Origin of the sequence: Candidatus Erwinia dacicola, from assembly GCF_001756855.1 — a bacterium.
In the GTDB taxonomy this organism is placed as follows: domain Bacteria; phylum Pseudomonadota; class Gammaproteobacteria; order Enterobacterales; family Enterobacteriaceae; genus Erwinia; species Erwinia dacicola.
The window spans coordinates 1-17,061 of record NZ_MAYS01000269.1; the positions used below are offsets into that span (position 1 = coordinate 1).

Here is a 17,061-nt window from a genome sequence, read left to right on the forward strand (position 1 = left end):
TTAAGGGACACAGCCTAGGTTGCGACAATTACTTTGGCCCGTTTGTAATCTTAGCGTCATGTTTCTTCTTTCCATGGAGAGGTTGTGACGCTTAACATCAGACAGGTCGATTTTTACATGACTCAACGAAATAAAGGTCTTACTCAGGAAGCGTCGGCAGCAACTACCAGTATCTTTGTCCGTTCCGGACGCCAAATCGAAAAAGGCCTGTGGCAACAGGCTAAGGAGCGTCACTGGTGTACCCGTACCTACAAAGCCTGCCACGGCGAGGAAAAGGAGGTGATGTTCCGCCAGGAACATCATCCCGACCTGAGAGCCTTATCTGACTTTACCTAACTCAAGGGGACTGAGATCACCATTGCGCGTGGTCACCGGAGGTGAAAGCTTCACCGCGCTTGCCGAGGGTGTTCAGGAAGCGCTGGGACAATTGGGCGGAGTTCCACAAGAGCACCGCACCGACAGCCTGTCCGCCGCGTGGAAAAACCTGAGCGAAGATAATCATTGCGATCTGACGGAACGATATGCTCACTTGTGTGAGCACTATGGAATGATCCCGTCGCGTAATAATAGCGGAGCCGCCATGGAAATGGCTCTGTTGAATCGGCGCACGGGCGTCTGAAACAGCGCATCCGTCAGGCACTGTTACTGAGAAATAGTCATGACTTCAGAACGTTGGGACGACGCCGTATACAGCATCTGCCATGCGCTGGGCAGGCTCTCTGGCTGATATTTGCCGTTCGCCACTGGTACTGTCGTAACCCATCCTGTTCACGAAAAATCTTTGCCGAATCCCTGGCTCCTTTTGCGGGCTCACGACAGCAGACTTCGCAGTTAGTGCAAAAATTACAGTATCAACTGGGGTTGATTGCCGGTGGAGAAGCGGGACAGCGGGCTGCAACTGCGGCAGGCCTGCGGACCAGTGCGGATAGCCTTCCTGAGACAAAGCAACCCGGTACCCCACACGTAGGAATCGATGAATGGGCATGGCATCGGGGCCATCGTTGACGGCGTTGTAGGTCAGGGCTACCGGGCGCGGTTCTTCAACGCAGGAGAACTGCTGCGGAAGCTGCAAAAAGCCCGTTCGCTGCTGAGACTTAACGAAGTGTTGCTAAAGCTGGATCGGTTGATCCATCACGGGTATATCTTCGAGTTGAAAGGAGAAAGCTACAGAAAGAATGCATATTCCGCTTTGATCGATCACAGATGAGCCTGTACACGAGATTGTGTAATTGCCTGATTTTGATATGTTCAATTCAACATTAAAAACAGGTTAAATTATGGACGAAAAACAGAATCATGTACAGGGTCCCGTAAAACAGTCCAAAATTTTCCGTCGCGCTACAAAAAAGCCTAGATTTTTGTAGCATAGTTGCTTTCTTAATCGAATGCAATTGCCGGGGCGGGAAGCCAGTTCGACCATACGTAGCTTGAAATCATTCGAATAATTTTTATGGGGTTCTTTTCGCTAGGATTGGGATTCCATACTTAGATGTCCGTCTATAACAGGTGGGCGTCTAAGTTACCAGCTCTGGCTTTACGCTTGCGGTTCATATTGAAACCGGCATCGGTAATAAACGGTGCCAGAGTCTCTGCGGTACGGAGATCGCACAGCTGCTCGATTAGCTTATGGATGGCCTCGTGCTCAAAGTTAGCGCAATGAGAGGTACAACGCGTGAGATCGTAATTTTCCATCTTATGTTTTTTCCTGCAGTTGAGAGGAAACCTAAGACTAAAGAAATGGCAAGCAGGGAGCTAGCGCTAGGGGATGGCACAACATAAAGCAGGGGCGCGGTAGACCGCGCCCCACAGAATCAAGCGTAACCGTAGCTCATCAGACGCTGATAACGACGGTCTAGCAGCTCTGCTTTGGTCAACTTATCTAGCTCGACTAGGTCGGACAGCAGCTGAGCCTTAATTGTTGCGCCAATCGCCAGCGGGTCGCGGTGCGCGCCACCCAGTGGTTCAGGCAGCACGGTGTCGATCAGCTTCAGCTCTTTCAGGCGCGGGGCGATAATGCCCATCGCTTCCGCTGCCAGCGGTGCTTTATCTGCGCTTTTCCACAGAATAGAGGCACATCCTTCCGGCGAGATCACCGAGTAGGTGCTGTACTGCAGCATGTTGACTTTGTCACCCACGCCGATAGCCAGTGCGCCGCCGGAGCCGCCTTCACCGATTACGGTACAGATCACCGGAACCGTCAGGCCAGACATCTCACGCAGGTTACGGGCGATAGCTTCAGACTGACCGCGCTCTTCTGCACCTACGCCAGGGTAAGCACCCGGGGTGTCGATAAAGGTGATGATCGGCATGTTAAAACGCTCGGACATCTCCATCAAACGCAGCGCTTTACGGTAGCCTTCTGGCGCTGGCATACCGAAGTTACGACGGATCTTCTCTTTGGTTTCACGCCCTTTCTGATGACCAATGATCATCACCGGACGGCCTTCCAGACGCGCAATTCCCCCGACGATAGCTTTATCATCAGCGTAGGCACGACCGCCCGCCAGCTCGTCAAAGTCGGTAAACACATTGCGGACATAGTCCAGCGTATACGGGCGCAGCGGATGACGCGCGAGCTGCGCAATCTGCCAAGCACCTAAATCGGAGAAAATTTTACGTGTCAGCTCAACGCTTTTATTGCGCAGACGCTGAACTTCTTCATCTAGATTAATATCCAGTTTTTCATCCTGACGGCTAACCGACTTAAGCGAATCGATCTTCGCTTCAAGTTCTGCGATTGGCTGTTCAAAATCTAGGTAATTAAGACTCATAATAATCCTGTTTTAGTCAAACTCCAGTTCCACCTGCTCCGATCCTATCAATGACCGAAGATCGTTCAGCAAACGATCACTCGGCGATACGCGCCAAGTTGCACCGAAGCGCAACTTCGCCCGCGCATCCTCTCTCTGATAGTAGAGGTGTACCGGAATTGTCCCCGAACGATGGGGTTCTAGGGATTGACGGAGACGGTTTAAAAGCTGGTCATCAATTTGCCTGTCTGTCAGTGAGATAGCAAGCCCGCGCGCATATTTTTCGCGTGCTTCATCAATGTCCATCATATCGCGGGCCATCATTTTAAGCCCGCCGTTGAAGTCATCGAAGCTGACCTGCCCGCTAACGACCAGGATACGGTCCTTCTCCAGCATGTGCTGGAACTTATCTAACGCATCTGTAAATAACATCACTTCCAGACGACCGGAACGGTCATCCAACGTACAGAGGCCAATACGGTTGCCGCGCTTTGTCACCATTACGCGGGCCGCCACCACCAGACCGGCTGCGGTGGTCATTTTACCACGCTCGGTCGGGTGCATGTCTTTCAGGCACTGTCCACCGACATAGCGCTCAATCTCTTTCAGATACTGGTTGATGGGGTGGCCGGTCAGGTACAGCCCTAACGTCTCCCGCTCCCCATCCAGCTGAATCTGTTCCGGCCACGGCGTGACGTCGGCATAAGATTTCTCGACCTGCTCTGGCGCTTCGGTCAGTACGCCGAACATATCAACTTGGCCAATTGCTTCCGCTTTCGCGTGCTGATCGGCGGCTTTTAGCGCATCGGGCAGCGCGCTTATCAGCGCCGCACGGTGCGGGCCTAAGCGGTCAAACGCCCCGGACATAATCAGCTTTTCCAGCACCCGCTTATTCAACTTTTTTGTGTCAGTACGCGCACAGAGGTCAAACAGCTCGCGGAAATAACCTCCCTCGTTACGCGCTTCGATTATCGCCTCGATCGGTCCTTCACCGACGCCTTTAATCGCGCCGATGCCGTAAACAATTTCTCCGTTCTCGTTTACGTGGAATTGATACTGGCCGGAGTTAATATCCGGCGGCAGCACCTTCAGCTCCATGCGCCAGCACTCATCCACCAGCCCAACCACCTTCTCGGTGTTGTCCATATCGGCGGTCATGACCGCTGCCATAAACTCGGCCGGGTAGTGCGCTTTCAGCCACAGCGTCTGATAAGAGACCAGCGCATAGGCGGCGGAGTGCGATTTGTTAAAGCCGTAACCGGCAAATTTCTCCACTAGGTCGAAGATTTTAATTGCCAGCTCACCGTCGATGCCGCGCGCTTTCGCACCGTCTTCAAAGCCGCCACGCTGCTTAGCCATCTCGACCGGGTTCTTTTTACCCATCGCACGGCGCAGCATGTCAGCGCCGCCTAGGCTATAACCCGCCAGCACCTGAGCAATCTGCATCACCTGTTCCTGATACAGGATAATGCCGTAGGTCGATTCCAGCACCGGTTTCAGTGACTCATGTTGCCACTGAATGTCCGGGTAGGAGATCTCTTCACGCCCGTGCTTACGGTCAATGAAGTTGTCTACCATGCCCGACTGCAGCGGACCGGGGCGGAACAGGGCTACCAACGCGATCATATCCTCGAAGCAGTCGGGCTTCAGGCGTTTAATCAGGTCTTTCATGCCGCGTGATTCGAGCTGGAACACCGCTGTAGTTTCCGAGCGTTGCAGCATATCGAAACTTTTTTTATCTTCAAGCGGAACCACCGCAATATCGATCGGCGGCTCGCCCTCTTTTTCACGCCGGGCGTTAATCATCGCCAGCGCCCAGTCGATGATAGTCAGTGTACGCAGACCGAGAAAGTCGAACTTCACCAGCCCGGCATATTCCACGTCATTTTTATCAAACTGGGTAACCGGATGATTACCGTTTTCGTCACAGTAAAGCGGGGCAAAATCAGTAATTTTGGTCGGCGCAATCACCACTCCACCGGCGTGTTTACCGGCGTTACGCGTGACGCCTTCCAGCTTGCGCGCCATGTCGATCAGCGCCTTAACCTCTTCATCTGCCTCATAGATTTCCGGCAGCTGTGGTTCAGCAGCAAAGGCTTTTTCCAGCGTCATGCCCGGATCAGGTGGCACTAGTTTCGAAATGCGGTCGACGAATCCGTACGGATGCCCCAACACGCGCCCTACGTCGCGGATGACCGCTTTCGCCGCCATAGTACCGAAGGTAATAATCTGCGACACCGCCTGGCGACCGTACATATCGGCCACGTGCTCAATCACCAGATCGCGCTTTTCCATGCAGAAGTCGACGTCAAAGTCCGGCATCGAAACACGTTCCGGGTTTAGGAAACGTTCGAACAGCAGGTCAAATTCCAGCGGGTCGAGGTCGGTAATTTTCAGCGCGTAGGCCACCAGCGAACCGGCACCGGAACCACGTCCTGGCCCCACGGGCACCTCGTTATCCTTCGACCACTGGATGAACTCCATCACGATCAGGAAATAGCCGGGGAAGCCCATCTGGTTGATCACGTTAAGCTCAATTTCCAGACGTTCGTCGTATTCTGGCCGCTTTTCGCCGCGTAACTTCTCGTCCGGGAACAGGAACGCCAAGCGCTCTTCCAGCCCCTCGCGCGATTTCATCACGAGGAAATCTTCGGTGCTCATTTCACCGGTCGGGAACTGCGGCAGGAAGTATTCGCCAAGGCGAATGGTGACATTGCAGCGGCGGGCGATCTCAACACTGTTTTCCAGTGCTTCCGGGATGTCCGAGAACAGCTCGCACATCTCCTCTTCCGTGCGCATATACTGCTGCGGACTGTAGTTGCGCGGTCGCTTTGGATCGTCGAGAGTGAAACCATCATGAATGGCAACGCGAATTTCATGGGCGTTGAAGTCTGATTCCTGCAGGAAGCAAACTTCATTGGTGGCCACCACCGGGATGCCGTTGGCAATCGCCAGCTCCACCGCCGCGTGCAGATAGGTCTCTTCGTCCTGACGACCCGTACGGATCAGCTCAAGGTAGTAGCGATCGGCAAAATGTTGCTGATAAAACACCAGACAGTCGGCAACCAGCGCGGCGTTGCCGCGCAACAGCATTTTGCCAACATCGCCACGACGCCCGCCGGACAGCAGAATAATTCCCTGCTGATGTTTAACCAGCCAGTCGCGGTCAATCGTTGGGCCTGCCGGACCATATCCACGCTGGTAAGCGTGCGAGATCAGCAGGGTCAGGTTTTGGTAGCCTTCGTTATCTGCCGCCAGCACGGTGATATGCGACAGCTCGTCACCCATCGCTTCACTGGCAACATTAAAATCAGCGCCAATAATCGGCTTCATGCCCTGGCCGTGAGCTGTGCCGTAAAACTTCACCAGACCGCACAGGTTAGTGAAGTCGGTAACGGCAATAGCTGGCATTCCCAGTTTTGCTGCTTTTTTCACCAACGGACCCGTTTTGGCTAGCCCATCGATCATGGAGTAGTCGCTGTGAACGCGTAAATGAATAAAACGAGGTTCAGCCATCTGGGATTCCGTTAAAACTAAGGATGAAAAATTACAGCGCGCGAGCTACCGACGCGCTGATGTCGGCATCCAGTAGCGCATTGCGCACCGGGGCAAAACCGCGACGATGCTGCGGAGTGACGCCATGCTGCGTCAGTTTTTCCATATGCAGCGAGGTCGGATAACCTTTGTGCTGAACGAAGCCATATTCAGGATATAACAGATCGAGCTGTGCCATTTTACGGTCGCGCGTCACTTTTGCAATAATCGAGGCGGCGCTGATTTCGCGCACCAGACTATCACCTTTGACCACGGTCTGGCTCGGCATAGGCAGCAGAGGACAGCGATTGCCGTCAATCAGCATAGAGTCCGGTGTCAGGTGCAGCCCGGCAACCGCACGCTGCATAGCCAGCATGGTGGCGTGCAGAATATTGAGCTGGTCAATCTCTTCCGGCTCGGCACGGCCCAGACTCCAGCTTAGCGCTTTCTCGACGATCTCATCGAACAGCGCCAGACGGCGTTTTTCCGACAGCTTTTTCGAATCGACGAGCCCCACAATCGGACGCGCCGGATCGAGGATCACCGCGGCGGTGACTACGGCACCCACCAGCGTACCGCGCCCAACTTCATCAGCGCCCGCAATCAGCGCAGCACTGGGGTAAATAAATTCACTCACGGGCATAACTCCAGTACAGCGACTGCGGCCTGTTCGTCGGCATTCCAGCGGATCTGGTGGTGCAGCTCGGCAAAGGTTGCCAGCAGCCGATCGCGCGTTTCACCCGCAGCCAGCAATGGCTCTAACGCAGAGGCCAGCTGCTCAGGCTGGCACTCATCCTGCAGCAGCTCTTTGACCAGTTCGCGCTCGGCCAGCAGGTTCGGCAACGAGACATAATCGGTTTTCACCAGACGTTTCGCCATCCAGAAGGTAGACGGCTTCATGCGATACCCCACCACCATCGGGCATTTTGCCAGCATGCACTCCAGCGCGGCAGTACCGGAAGCCAGCAGGGCGGCATCGCTGGCCACCATCGCGGTGCGGCCTTTGCCGTCCAGCAGGTGCATGGGCAGATCGGGTGCAACTTCGGCTTTGATCGCTTTAAATTGCTCGCGCCGCCTAGGGTTTACCAGCGGCACGACGATTTCAAGCTGAGGATATTTCGCCTGCAGCAGCATCGCCGTACGCAGGAAGTCAGCGCTGAGCATTTCGACTTCTGCCCCGCGACTACCCGGCAGCAGGGCGAGGCATACTTCATCTGACGTAATGCCCAGCTCGCGGCGTGCCGCCTGTTTATCCGGCTCGATCGGCATCGCATCAGCCATGGTATGGCCGATAAAACGACAGGGAACGTTGAATCGATCGTAGAAGGCTTTTTCAAACGGCAGGAACGCCAGCACCAGATCAGTGGAGCGGCCAATTTTGAATACGCGCTTCTGGCGCCACGCCCAGACAGAGGGGCTGACGTAATGAATGGTGCGAATACCCTGCTGTTTCAGCTTCCCTTCGAGAGTGATATTGAAATCAGGGGCATCAATGCCAACGAAGACATCTGGCTTCAGGGCGGTAAAGCGGCGGAGCAGGTCGCGGCGGATGTGCAGCAGGCGACGCAGACGGCCCAGCACCTCAACGATGCCCATTACCGCCAGCTCTTCCATCTCATACCAAGCTTCACAGCCTTCGGCCTGCATCAGCGGGCCGGCAACGCCGACAAAACGTGCGTCAGGATGCTTCTCTTTCAGCGCGCGGATAAGACCGGCACCAAGAATATCGCCGGAGGTTTCTCCGGCGACAAGGGCAATCGTTAAGGGATACTTTGGCATGAGTTAACGAATCAGACCCCTTGTGGAACGGGCAAAGAAGTCATAAAACGGCTGAACTTCCGGATGCGCTTTGGCGATTTCAGCAATCTCCGACTTCGCTTCATCCAGCGTCTTGCCGCTGCGGTACAGCAGCTTATACGCCGCAGTAATCGCATGCAGCGCCTCTTTGCTGAAGCCACGGCGCTTCAGGCCCACCAAGTTAACGCCAAACGGCGTGGCATGGTTGCCCTGAGCAATCACGTAAGGAGGAACGTCCTGCGCCACACCGGAGCAGCCGCCAACCATCACGTGCGCGCCGATAACGCAGAATTGATGCACCGCCGTCATACCACCAATGATGGCATGATCGTCCACTGAAACATGACCCGCCAGCGTAGCGTTGTTGGCCAGAATACAGTAATTACCCACCACGCAGTCGTGCGCCACGTGCGCATTCACCATCAGCAGATTGTCGCTGCCGACTTTCGTCAGCCCTTCAGCCTGCGAAGTACCACGATGAATGGTCACGCTTTCACGAATGCGGTTACGGTTGCCAATCTCAACCCAGGTAGGTTCACCCGCGTATTTCAGATCCTGATTAGCTTCACCGATCGAAGCAAACTGGTAGATGGTGTTGTCTTTACCAATAGAGGTGTGACCATTGACCACTACGTGAGATTTCAGAACGGTGCCTTCACCGATCGACACGTTCGCACCCACGGTACAAAACGGACCAATCTGCACACCAGCACCAATAATGGTGCCTTCTTCTACGATCGAACTGGGATGGATTACGGCGGTGCTATCAATCACGAATTAAGCCTCCCGGCTGCGGGCACACATCATCGTTGCTTCGCAGGCAATTTTGCCCTCAACGGTGGCTACGCCTTTAAAGCGGGTTACACCACGGCGGGTTTTCTCGAAGGTGACTTCCATGATCATCTGATCGCTAGGTACCACCGGGCGCTTGAAGCGCGCTTCGTCGATACCGGCAAAGTAATACAGTTCGCCCGGTTCCAGTTTTCCAACGCTCTTAAACGCCAGAATCCCAGTCGCCTGTGCCATTGCTTCCAGAATCAGCACGCCTGGGAAAATCGGTTTACCCGGGAAATGACCTTGGAAAAACGGTTCGTTAACCGAGACATTCTTTACTGCACGCAGAAACTTATTTTCTTCGAAATCAAGTACGCGGTCGACCAGCAAGAACGGGTAACGGTGCGGTAAAAGTTCAATAATCTCTTCAATCTGCAGAGTATGAGTTTTAGTAGTCAAAATACTCTTCCTGTCCTAAAAATTCTGATAGCATCAATAACACGGCCTGCAACGATCTGTCGATCGTCCGCAGGCCGCAAATCATGTTCTGTACGCTTAGCTTTAGCTTTCCCTGCTAGCATATTGTAATTATGAAAGCTAGGCAGGGTAGTGCGATCGCTTAGTGTTCACCGACCTTGCGCTCGATGGCTTTTAAGCGTTTGCTTATTTCATCTATCTTCAGCACCAGAGCTGCAGTTTTGCGCCAAGTTTTGTTGGGCTGTAACGGAATGCCGGAAGAGTATACTCCAGGTTCAGTGATAGGGCGCATCACCATTCCCATCCCTGTGACGGTAACTTTATCACAAATTTCCATGTGGCCATTAATCACGCTGGCCCCACCAATCATGCAGTAGCAGCCAATTTTAAGGCTGCCCGCCATGATGACGCCACCCGCAACCGCGGTATTGTCACCAATCACGACGTTGTGTGCAATCTGGCACTGGTTATCTATGATAACACCATTCCCGATTTTGGTGTTATCAAGCGCACCGCGATCGATCGTCGTACAGGCACCAATTTCGACGTGATCGCCAATGATCACGGTGCCAAGCTGCGGGATCTTCACCCAATTGCCGCGGTCATTAGCGTAACCGAAGCCATCAGCGCCGATCACTGTGCCTGACTGGATCAGACAGTCTCTACCGATCCGCACTTCATGATAGACAGAGACGTTGGCCCACAGGCGGCTACCTGCGCCAATTTGTGTTTTTTTACCGATGAAGCAGCCCGGGCCGATAACCACGTTATCACCGAGTACCACATCAGATTCAATCACCGAGTTAGCGCCAATCGAGACGTTGTTCCCCAATTTTGCGTTTGCATCAATCACGGCACTTGGGGCAATGTTTTGGGCTGGCTGCGGCGTGGTATCCAGCAGTTGCGCCATACGGGCGTAGGTCAGATACGGGTTTTTAACCACCAGCGCTGCACCAGGGAAAAATTCACGGTCTGCTTCAGATAGGACCACAGCGGAGGCCTGACAGGCTGCGAGCTGCTCACGGTAACGGCCGTTTGAGAGAAACGTGATCTGACCGGTTTGGGCGGATTGCATAGAAGCAATGCCGGAGATGGCGATATCGCCATCTCCGTGCAATTCTGCATCCAACTGCTGAGCTAAATCAACCAGTCGAATTGAAAGCATGGCTTATTTAACCTGTTTCAGAACATCAGCAGTGATGTCTTTAGATTTAGCAGCATAAGCAACCGCGTTCTGATCGATAACAACGTCGTAATCTTCGTTATCAGCAACTTTCTGCAAGGCATCCTGGATACGGCTCAGGATTTTATTACGCTCTTCCATCTGACGGCGGCGGTTGTCCTGTTCGAAAGTCTGAGCTTTCGTAGAGAAAGCCTCACGCTGTGCCATCACGTCTTTTTCCATCTTGCTGCGTTCGCTCGGCTTCATGGTAGAGCCGTCACGCTGCAGACGCTGCATTTTGGCTTGCAGATCGAGTTCCATGCCGTGCAACTCAGTTGCACGGCCTTTAAACTCGTTTTCCAACTGTTTCGCAACGGTCGCACGCGCTGGTAACTGTTGGAAAATGCTGGAAACGTTCACCACTGCAATTTTATCAGCAGCCTGAGCACCGGCGGAAACCGCCAGAGCAATACCCAGACCTGCAGCACACAACAACTTTTTCACTATAAAACTCCTTACCATCAACGTTTGTGTCACGGACACATGTGTTGCGCTATATCGTGGCCCGCGTACGGGCTAGGATTAAACAGCGCGATACTCTCTTGCTGCTCTTCCGTGCCAAGGCGAATTACCAAGTATTACCAATGTTAAACTGGAACTGTTCGGCCTTATCTCCGTCATACTTTTTGAACGGCTGAGCGTATGAGAACACCAGCGGTCCCAGCGGCGACATCCATTGCAGTGCTAGACCGGCTGACATACCGATGTTGCTTGGATCGCTATAGTCAGGGATACCTGCTGCACGTGTTTCGGCAGTGTTTTCCCATTTGGTATCCCATACGGTACCCGCATCAACAAACAGCGAGGTACGGACTGAGTTAGCATATTTCTCACTCAGGAACGGCGTTGGTGTAATCAGCTCGGCGCTGACGACAGCCATCGCGTTACCGCCGATAGCATCATCGGAATTACATACCGGGCTGCTGCCAGAACAATCGAAAGAACCGTTATTCAGATAAGCTGCTTTCGGACCGATGTTGTTAGAACGGAACCCACGCACGGAGCTGGAACCACCGGCGTAGAAGTTCTCGTAGAACGGCATCTCTTTCCCGCTCAGACCATTGCCATCGCCTACACGACCACGTCCCAACAGCACCCAAGTACGATCCTGATTCAGCGGCAGATACTGTTGCGTATCCAGCGTGGCCTTGTAGAAGGTATTATCAGAACCCGGAATGGTCACTTTACCATTCAGGTTAGTACGGTTACCTGACGTTGGGAAGAATCCGCGGTCAAGGGTGTTGTACGTCCAGCGGTAGTTGAAGGTGAAGTCATCCGCCGAGTAATCTTCATCGCCGCTCAGCGATGGATTTTGCCTGACTGAGCGCAGATAACGCCACATGGCGATCTGCGGCTGCATGTTGGAGAGGCTGTTATGCACATAGCCTAGACCCACACGCAGGGTGTTATTTTCATTTACCGGGAAGCCCAGCGTGCCGTCTACACCGTAACTCTTGTTGGTATAGTCAGACAGATCGGCATCATCCGCTTTAAAGTCGTTATAGAAAACACGACCGCCCATGCTGACACCGTCAACCGTGAAGTAATGGTCGGTCAGTGAGAATTCAGCGTAGGTCTGGTAGTCATTCTTGGTTCCGCTGATGCCAACGGTATTACCGGTGCCGAGCCAGTTATCTTGGGTTACGCCAACCTGGAAGCTGACGCCGCTCTCGGTGCCGTAACCGACGCCGAAGTTCAGAGTACCGGTGTTACGCTCTTTTATCTTGTAGACCACGTCAACCTGGTCCAGTGAACCCGGCACGCGCTGGGTTTCGGTATTAACGGTTTCGAAGTAGCCGAGGCGATTCAGACGCTTTTTACCCTGCTCAACCAGATCGCTGCCTAACCAAGCACCTTCCATCTGGCGCATTTCACGGCGCAGCACGGAATCTTTCGAGGTATCGTTGCCCTCGAAGCGCACTTCACGCACGTAATAACGGTTACCGACATCCACGTTGATACGCAGTTTAACGGTCTTGTTCGCGTCATTGATTTCAGGCTGCGTCTGTACGCGCGGATACGCGTAGCCATAACGGCCCAGCAGCTTCTTGATATCCTCTTCAATGCGCGTCACTTTCGAGCCGTTGTAAAGTTCACCAGGGGTGATTTTGCTCAGCGTTTCGATTTCGGCAGAGTGTCCCGCTAGGTTACCACTGATAGTGACACCTGAAAGCTTGTACTGATCGCCTTCGTTGATGTTAACCGTGATGTAGATACCCTTTTTGTCTGGCGTCAGGCTGACCTGCGTCGAATCAATGTTGAAACGGGCATAACCGCGGTCCAGATAAAAGCTGCGCAGGGTTTCAAGGTCACCGGCCAATTTTTGCTTCTGGTACTTACGGTCACCTACCACGTTCCACCATGGCACCTCATCACGCAGCTGGAAGCGGGAGATCAGTTCATTAGAGCTGTGCGCCTTGTTACCGACGATGTTGATCTGCTGGATCTTGGCAGAGACACCTTCGGTAAACATCAGTTTCAGGTCAACACGGTTACGCGGCAGCGGAGTGACGACGGCTTTTACGCTGGCGCTGTATTTACCCACGCTGTAGTAGAAGTCTTCCAAGCCTTTCTCAATGGAGGAGATTGTGGTGCGATCCAGTGCTTCACCCACGCGCACGCCAGAGGCTTCGAGGTTCTGCTTGAGCATATCCTCTTTTACCGCTTTGTTGCCAGAGAAAGTGATGCTGGCAATCGTTGGGCGTTCTTTCACCTGAAAGATCAGCGTGCCGCCATCGCGCAGGACCTGAACATCCTCAAAATTTCCGGTCGCAAACAGCGCGCGAATGGTGTTACTGAGATCTTCATCGGAGACAGTGTCCCCAACGCGGACGGGCATACTGAGCAATGCCGCACCGACGGCGACTCGCTGCAGGCCTTCGAAATGAATATCCTTCACTATCACTACGAATTCGTCTGCACCGTATACGGTAGCGCTGCTAAGCAGCAGCGACGCTATGAGCAACTTTTTCATCGCCATCGTGTTTATGCATTCTTCCTAACTGGTTCTCAAGAATAGTTTGCCTGCTGGCAGATATAGCCTTGATAAATCATTGAATAGCGCAAGCCCCATTAACAGCACCAGTACAATCGAGCCGATACGATAACTGAAGTCCTGAACTCGCTCGGACACCGGCCCTCCCTTGATCTTTTCGATCAGCAGGGACAGCAAATGACCACCATCTAACATCAGCAGTGGGAACAAATTGATAATCCCGAGGTTCACGCTAATCAGAGCGAGGAACATCAGGTAGTAAATCAAACCATATTCCGCTGACATCCCGGCTCCCTGCGCGATCGAAATCGGGCCGCTAAGATTGTTCAACTTCACATCACCGACAATCAGTTTGCCCAGCATGCTTACCGTAAGCTTCATCAGCTGCCAGGTTTTTGCACTGGCTTCACCGATCGCTGCAAACGGGCCATACTGGCGTACCGTTCTGTACTCATCTGGTAGAGGGACAATGCGCGGGATAACGCCGGCAAACCCTTCTGCTTTGTTACGAGGATTCACGTCCGGTGTCAGCGTCAAATCGACGGTGCTGCCTTGACGTTCTACCTCCAGCTTAATTTCTTTACCTAGACTGTCACGCACGGTGGCGACAAAACTTTGCCATTGGTCCAAAGGCTGACCATCGACTTTAACGATCCTTACGCCCGCTTGCAAACCTGCCTTGCTAGCAGCGGAGTTCTTCTGCACCTGCGCCAGCACTAACTCGATCTGTGGGCCGCGCGGCTGGATGCCGAGAGAAGCCACCGGATCCTGCTTGTCTGGCTCAAAGTGCCAGTTGCGCAGGTTCACGGTCTTATCACTGGTCTGCTCGCTGCCAAATGGGGCGACGGTAACGACGGTACTCTCGTCGCCAATTCTCGCCACCAGCGCCATGCGCACAGCATCCCAATCAGGCGTTTCGATACCGTCAACGGCTTTAAGTTCCGTTCCTGGCGCAATTTGAGCTTCTGCGGCGGGTGAACCGTTCACTATTTCGCCAACCACCGGGCGCACGCCAGGTACACCGATGATAAATACCAGCCAGTAAGAAAAGATAGCAAAGATAAAATTGGCGATCGGGCCAGCGCTGATAATCGCGGCACGTTGCAAAATGGTTTTATTGTTGAAGGCCTGATGGCGCAGTTCCTGCGGCACGCTTTCGACGCGCTCATCCAGCATCTTGACATAACCGCCGAGCGGGATCAGTGCGATAACATACTCGGTACCCTGTTTGTCAGTGCGCAGCCACAGCGATTTACCAAAGCCAATCGAAAAACGTTCGACTTTTACGCCACAGCGACGGGCCACCCAAAAGTGGCCGAACTCATGAACGGTGATTAAAATCCCCAGCGCAACAATAAATGCAGCAAAACTCCAGAGTACGCTCAGCATAGTGTTTCCCTACAGCGTCCCAAAGACCAGCAACAGCAGGCAGGCAAATACCGGTACCGCAGCGGTGAGGCTGTCAATACGGTCTAGAATGCCGCCATGCCCGGGGATCAGGCTCCCGCTATCTTTGATGCCCGCTTCACGCTTGAACATACTCTCGGTCAGGTCACCCAGAACAGAGGCCAGCGCGGAGACAATCGAGCAAATCAGCAGTGTTATAAGCGATACCTGAAGCGGAGCAAACACGCTGAACAGCCAGCAAATAAGTGCCGAGATTGCCAACCCGCCGAGGAAGCCTTCCCAGGTTTTGCCCGGTGAGACTTTCGGTGCAAGTTTGTGCTTACCGAACAGCTTGCCAAACACATACGCACCGGAATCCGCTCCCCATACGAGGACCATCACATACAACAGCCACCAAGCACCCGCAAAGTGGTCTTCTTGGTAGTGATACTGGCGCAGCGCCAGCATGCCCCAGAAGAACGGAACGATAGTCAGCAGACCGAATATCAGGCGAATGGCGCGTGAATGGCGCCAGAAAGTAGCAGAATTGGGATAAAACAGCACCAGCGCCAGCACGACGATCCACCAACCGAGGGAAACCCAGAGGGGGCCGCAGACCTGTGGCAGATGCACGGAGTGCTGATAGGCAGGCAGTGTGAACAGCATAAAGGCCAGCAGCAGTCCGCACAGCAGCGCCAGCCAGACGCGCTGTGAGCGCGCAGCAAAGCCTGCCAGCTGGCCCCATTCCCATGCTGCCAGCTGGCAGATCGCTAATATGGTGATGGCAAACCCTAACGGCGGCAGCAAGAACAGCGCTGCAATGACGATGGGAATCAGTATAAACGCGGTAATCAGGCGAGACTTTAACAAAGATTACCCCCAGTGCGCTTATGCGCCGCCAAACCGGCGCTCTCGTTGTGCAAACGCATTCAGTGCACCTTCAAAAACTTGTTCATCAAAATCAGGCCAAAGAGTATCGGTAAACCAAAACTCTGCATAGGCGACTTGCCACAGCAGGAAGTTACTAATTCGATGCTCTCCCCCGGTCCTTATTACCAGATCCACAGGCGCTAGTTCATTCAGGCATAGATGCGGTGCCAAGCTCTCTTCTTCGATCTGATCCGGTCGAAGAAGCCCTTCTTGGACCTGCTCTGCGATTTTTCTGACGCCATGGATAATATCCCAACGACCGCCATAATTTGCGGCTATGTTGAGCGTTAATCCATTATTTTGTTGAGTAAGTTCCTCAGCACGGCGAATACACTCCTGTAAGTGGGTGTTAAATCGACCGATATCGCCGATAATTTTCAACCGGACATTATGCTTGTGCAGACTTTTAACTTCGCTGTCGAGTGCCCAGACGAACAACTCCATCAGCGCTAAAACTTCCTGCTGTGGACGATTCCAGTTTTCGCTACTGAAGGCATAAAGCGTCAGCGCATCCAACTTATTGCTGACGGCAAAACTCACGGCGCGGCGCACGGATTTCACTCCCGCTTTATGGCCAGAAATACGCAGCTTGCCTTGGTTTTTAGCCCAGCGACCATTACCATCCATAATGATGGCCACATGGCGGGGACCGTTCCCCTGCTGGTCATCAGTTTTTAATTGATTTCCGGACGACATAACGCGTAACTATTTCCTTAATTCAGAAATACAACGGCTTCTGAAATATCTCACCCGCCCAGCACAAATGGACCGGGCGGATTCAAGTTTGAAGTGCAACGCTAAGCCGCCTGTTTTAGCTCTACAAAGACCACTGAAGGTTGCCGGAACCCAAGGCATTTCCGTGGCCTGCTATTCAGTGCTCCCTGGTACTTGCGGAGCTCGTCATCCGTCACTGCCGTCAGGTCAGTTCCTTTCGGGATAAACTGCCTCAACAACCCATTGGTGTTCTCGTTTAGCCCGCGCTGCCACGAGGCATATGGATGAGCGAAGTAGGTTTCCGCTTCCAACGCGTCAGCGACTTCCTTGTGCCGGGTAAACTCCCTGCCGTTGTCGAACGTGATTGTGTGACAGACGTCCTTATAGCCGCTCAGCATCGAGATAATAGCGGCGGCAACTTCGGCAGAGTCTTTAGAAAAAACCTTCTTCGTCAGATAAATACGGCTTTTACGTTCGACCAG

16 protein-coding genes and 2 pseudogenes are annotated in these 17,061 nt (G+C 53.4%); 4 read left to right on the top strand and 14 right to left on the bottom strand.

What is annotated here, in order from left to right:
* Positions 1-84 precede the first annotated feature (84 nt).
* The 4 genes and pseudogenes from BBW68_RS21010 (at position 85) to BBW68_RS08050 (ending at position 1,207) form a co-directional block, all read left to right on the top strand.
* Positions 85-336 carry a hypothetical protein gene (locus tag BBW68_RS21010; RefSeq protein ID WP_476727289.1) on the top strand — a complete coding sequence of 84 codons (252 nt, stop codon included), beginning with the start codon at positions 85-87 and terminating at the stop codon, positions 334-336.
* A 31-nt stretch (positions 337-367) separates the two neighbouring features.
* A pseudogene (locus BBW68_RS21015) lies at positions 368-675 on the top strand (IS21 family transposase); the annotation flags it as partial.
* Positions 676-1,002: pseudogene (locus BBW68_RS16300) on the top strand (ISL3 family transposase); the annotation flags it as partial. It abuts the pseudogene before it with no gap.
* Positions 974-1,207, top strand: a complete 234-nt coding sequence (locus tag BBW68_RS08050) for a hypothetical protein (protein WP_070134793.1) — start codon at positions 974-976, stop codon at positions 1,205-1,207. The pseudogene BBW68_RS16300 and the gene BBW68_RS08050, both read left to right, overlap by 29 nt.
* Positions 1,208-1,497: 290 nt before the next feature.
* Here the strand turns inward: BBW68_RS08050 and BBW68_RS08055 are convergent, their stop codons facing one another.
* The 14 genes from BBW68_RS08055 to BBW68_RS08120 all read right to left on the bottom strand — a co-directional run.
* Complete coding sequence (locus BBW68_RS08055) at positions 1,498-1,692, bottom strand: hypothetical protein (protein ID WP_070134795.1); 195 nt, start codon at positions 1,690-1,692, stop codon at positions 1,498-1,500.
* A gap of 119 nt (positions 1,693-1,811) precedes the next feature.
* Positions 1,812-2,771, bottom strand: a complete 960-nt coding sequence (gene accA, locus BBW68_RS08060; RefSeq protein WP_070134797.1) for an acetyl-CoA carboxylase carboxyl transferase subunit alpha — start codon at positions 2,769-2,771, stop codon at positions 1,812-1,814.
* A 12-nt stretch (positions 2,772-2,783) separates the two neighbouring features.
* Positions 2,784-6,266 (bottom strand): DNA polymerase III subunit alpha, encoded by a 3,483-nt coding sequence (dnaE, locus tag BBW68_RS08065; protein ID WP_070134799.1) that lies wholly within the window; start codon positions 6,264-6,266, stop codon positions 2,784-2,786.
* A 31-nt stretch (positions 6,267-6,297) separates the two neighbouring features.
* On the bottom strand, positions 6,298-6,921 hold the full coding sequence (gene rnhB / locus BBW68_RS08070; protein ID WP_070134801.1) for a ribonuclease HII: 624 nt from the start codon (positions 6,919-6,921) through the stop codon (positions 6,298-6,300).
* Positions 6,918-8,063, bottom strand: a complete 1,146-nt coding sequence (gene lpxB, locus BBW68_RS08075) for a lipid-A-disaccharide synthase (protein ID WP_070134803.1) — start codon at positions 8,061-8,063, stop codon at positions 6,918-6,920. The genes rnhB and lpxB overlap by 4 nt, the downstream gene beginning before the upstream one ends.
* 3 nt (positions 8,064-8,066) lie before the next feature.
* Positions 8,067-8,855: an acyl-ACP--UDP-N-acetylglucosamine O-acyltransferase gene (lpxA, locus tag BBW68_RS08080; protein WP_070134805.1), complete on the bottom strand. Its 789-nt coding sequence runs from the start codon at positions 8,853-8,855 to the stop codon at positions 8,067-8,069.
* Between the two features lie 3 nt (positions 8,856-8,858).
* Positions 8,859-9,314 carry a 3-hydroxyacyl-ACP dehydratase FabZ gene (gene fabZ / locus BBW68_RS08085; protein WP_070134807.1) on the bottom strand — a complete coding sequence of 152 codons (456 nt, stop codon included), beginning with the start codon at positions 9,312-9,314 and terminating at the stop codon, positions 8,859-8,861.
* Between the two features lie 160 nt (positions 9,315-9,474).
* Positions 9,475-10,497 carry a UDP-3-O-(3-hydroxymyristoyl)glucosamine N-acyltransferase gene (gene lpxD, locus BBW68_RS08090; RefSeq protein WP_070134809.1) on the bottom strand — a complete coding sequence of 341 codons (1,023 nt, stop codon included), beginning with the start codon at positions 10,495-10,497 and terminating at the stop codon, positions 9,475-9,477.
* A gap of 3 nt (positions 10,498-10,500) precedes the next feature.
* A complete protein-coding gene (skp, locus tag BBW68_RS08095) occupies positions 10,501-10,998 on the bottom strand; it encodes a molecular chaperone Skp (RefSeq protein ID WP_070134811.1) in 498 nt (165 codons plus the stop codon).
* Between the two features lie 124 nt (positions 10,999-11,122).
* The gene (bamA, locus tag BBW68_RS08100) at positions 11,123-13,534 is read right to left on the bottom strand and encodes an outer membrane protein assembly factor BamA (RefSeq protein ID WP_070134813.1); all 2,412 of its coding nucleotides are present in this window, start codon (positions 13,532-13,534) and stop codon (positions 11,123-11,125) included.
* A gap of 18 nt (positions 13,535-13,552) precedes the next feature.
* On the bottom strand, positions 13,553-14,938 hold the full coding sequence (rseP, locus tag BBW68_RS08105) for a sigma E protease regulator RseP (RefSeq protein WP_070134815.1): 1,386 nt from the start codon (positions 14,936-14,938) through the stop codon (positions 13,553-13,555).
* A 9-nt stretch (positions 14,939-14,947) separates the two neighbouring features.
* Positions 14,948-15,805 (bottom strand): phosphatidate cytidylyltransferase, encoded by an 858-nt coding sequence (cdsA, locus tag BBW68_RS08110; protein ID WP_070134817.1) that lies wholly within the window; start codon positions 15,803-15,805, stop codon positions 14,948-14,950.
* 18 nt (positions 15,806-15,823) lie between these two features.
* On the bottom strand, positions 15,824-16,561 hold the full coding sequence (ispU, locus tag BBW68_RS08115; RefSeq protein WP_070134819.1) for a (2E,6E)-farnesyl-diphosphate-specific ditrans,polycis-undecaprenyl-diphosphate synthase: 738 nt from the start codon (positions 16,559-16,561) through the stop codon (positions 15,824-15,826).
* A gap of 101 nt (positions 16,562-16,662) precedes the next feature.
* Positions 16,663-17,061, bottom strand: a 399-nt coding sequence (locus tag BBW68_RS08120) for an IS30 family transposase (RefSeq protein ID WP_148127474.1), incomplete at its 5' end; no start/stop codon positions are given.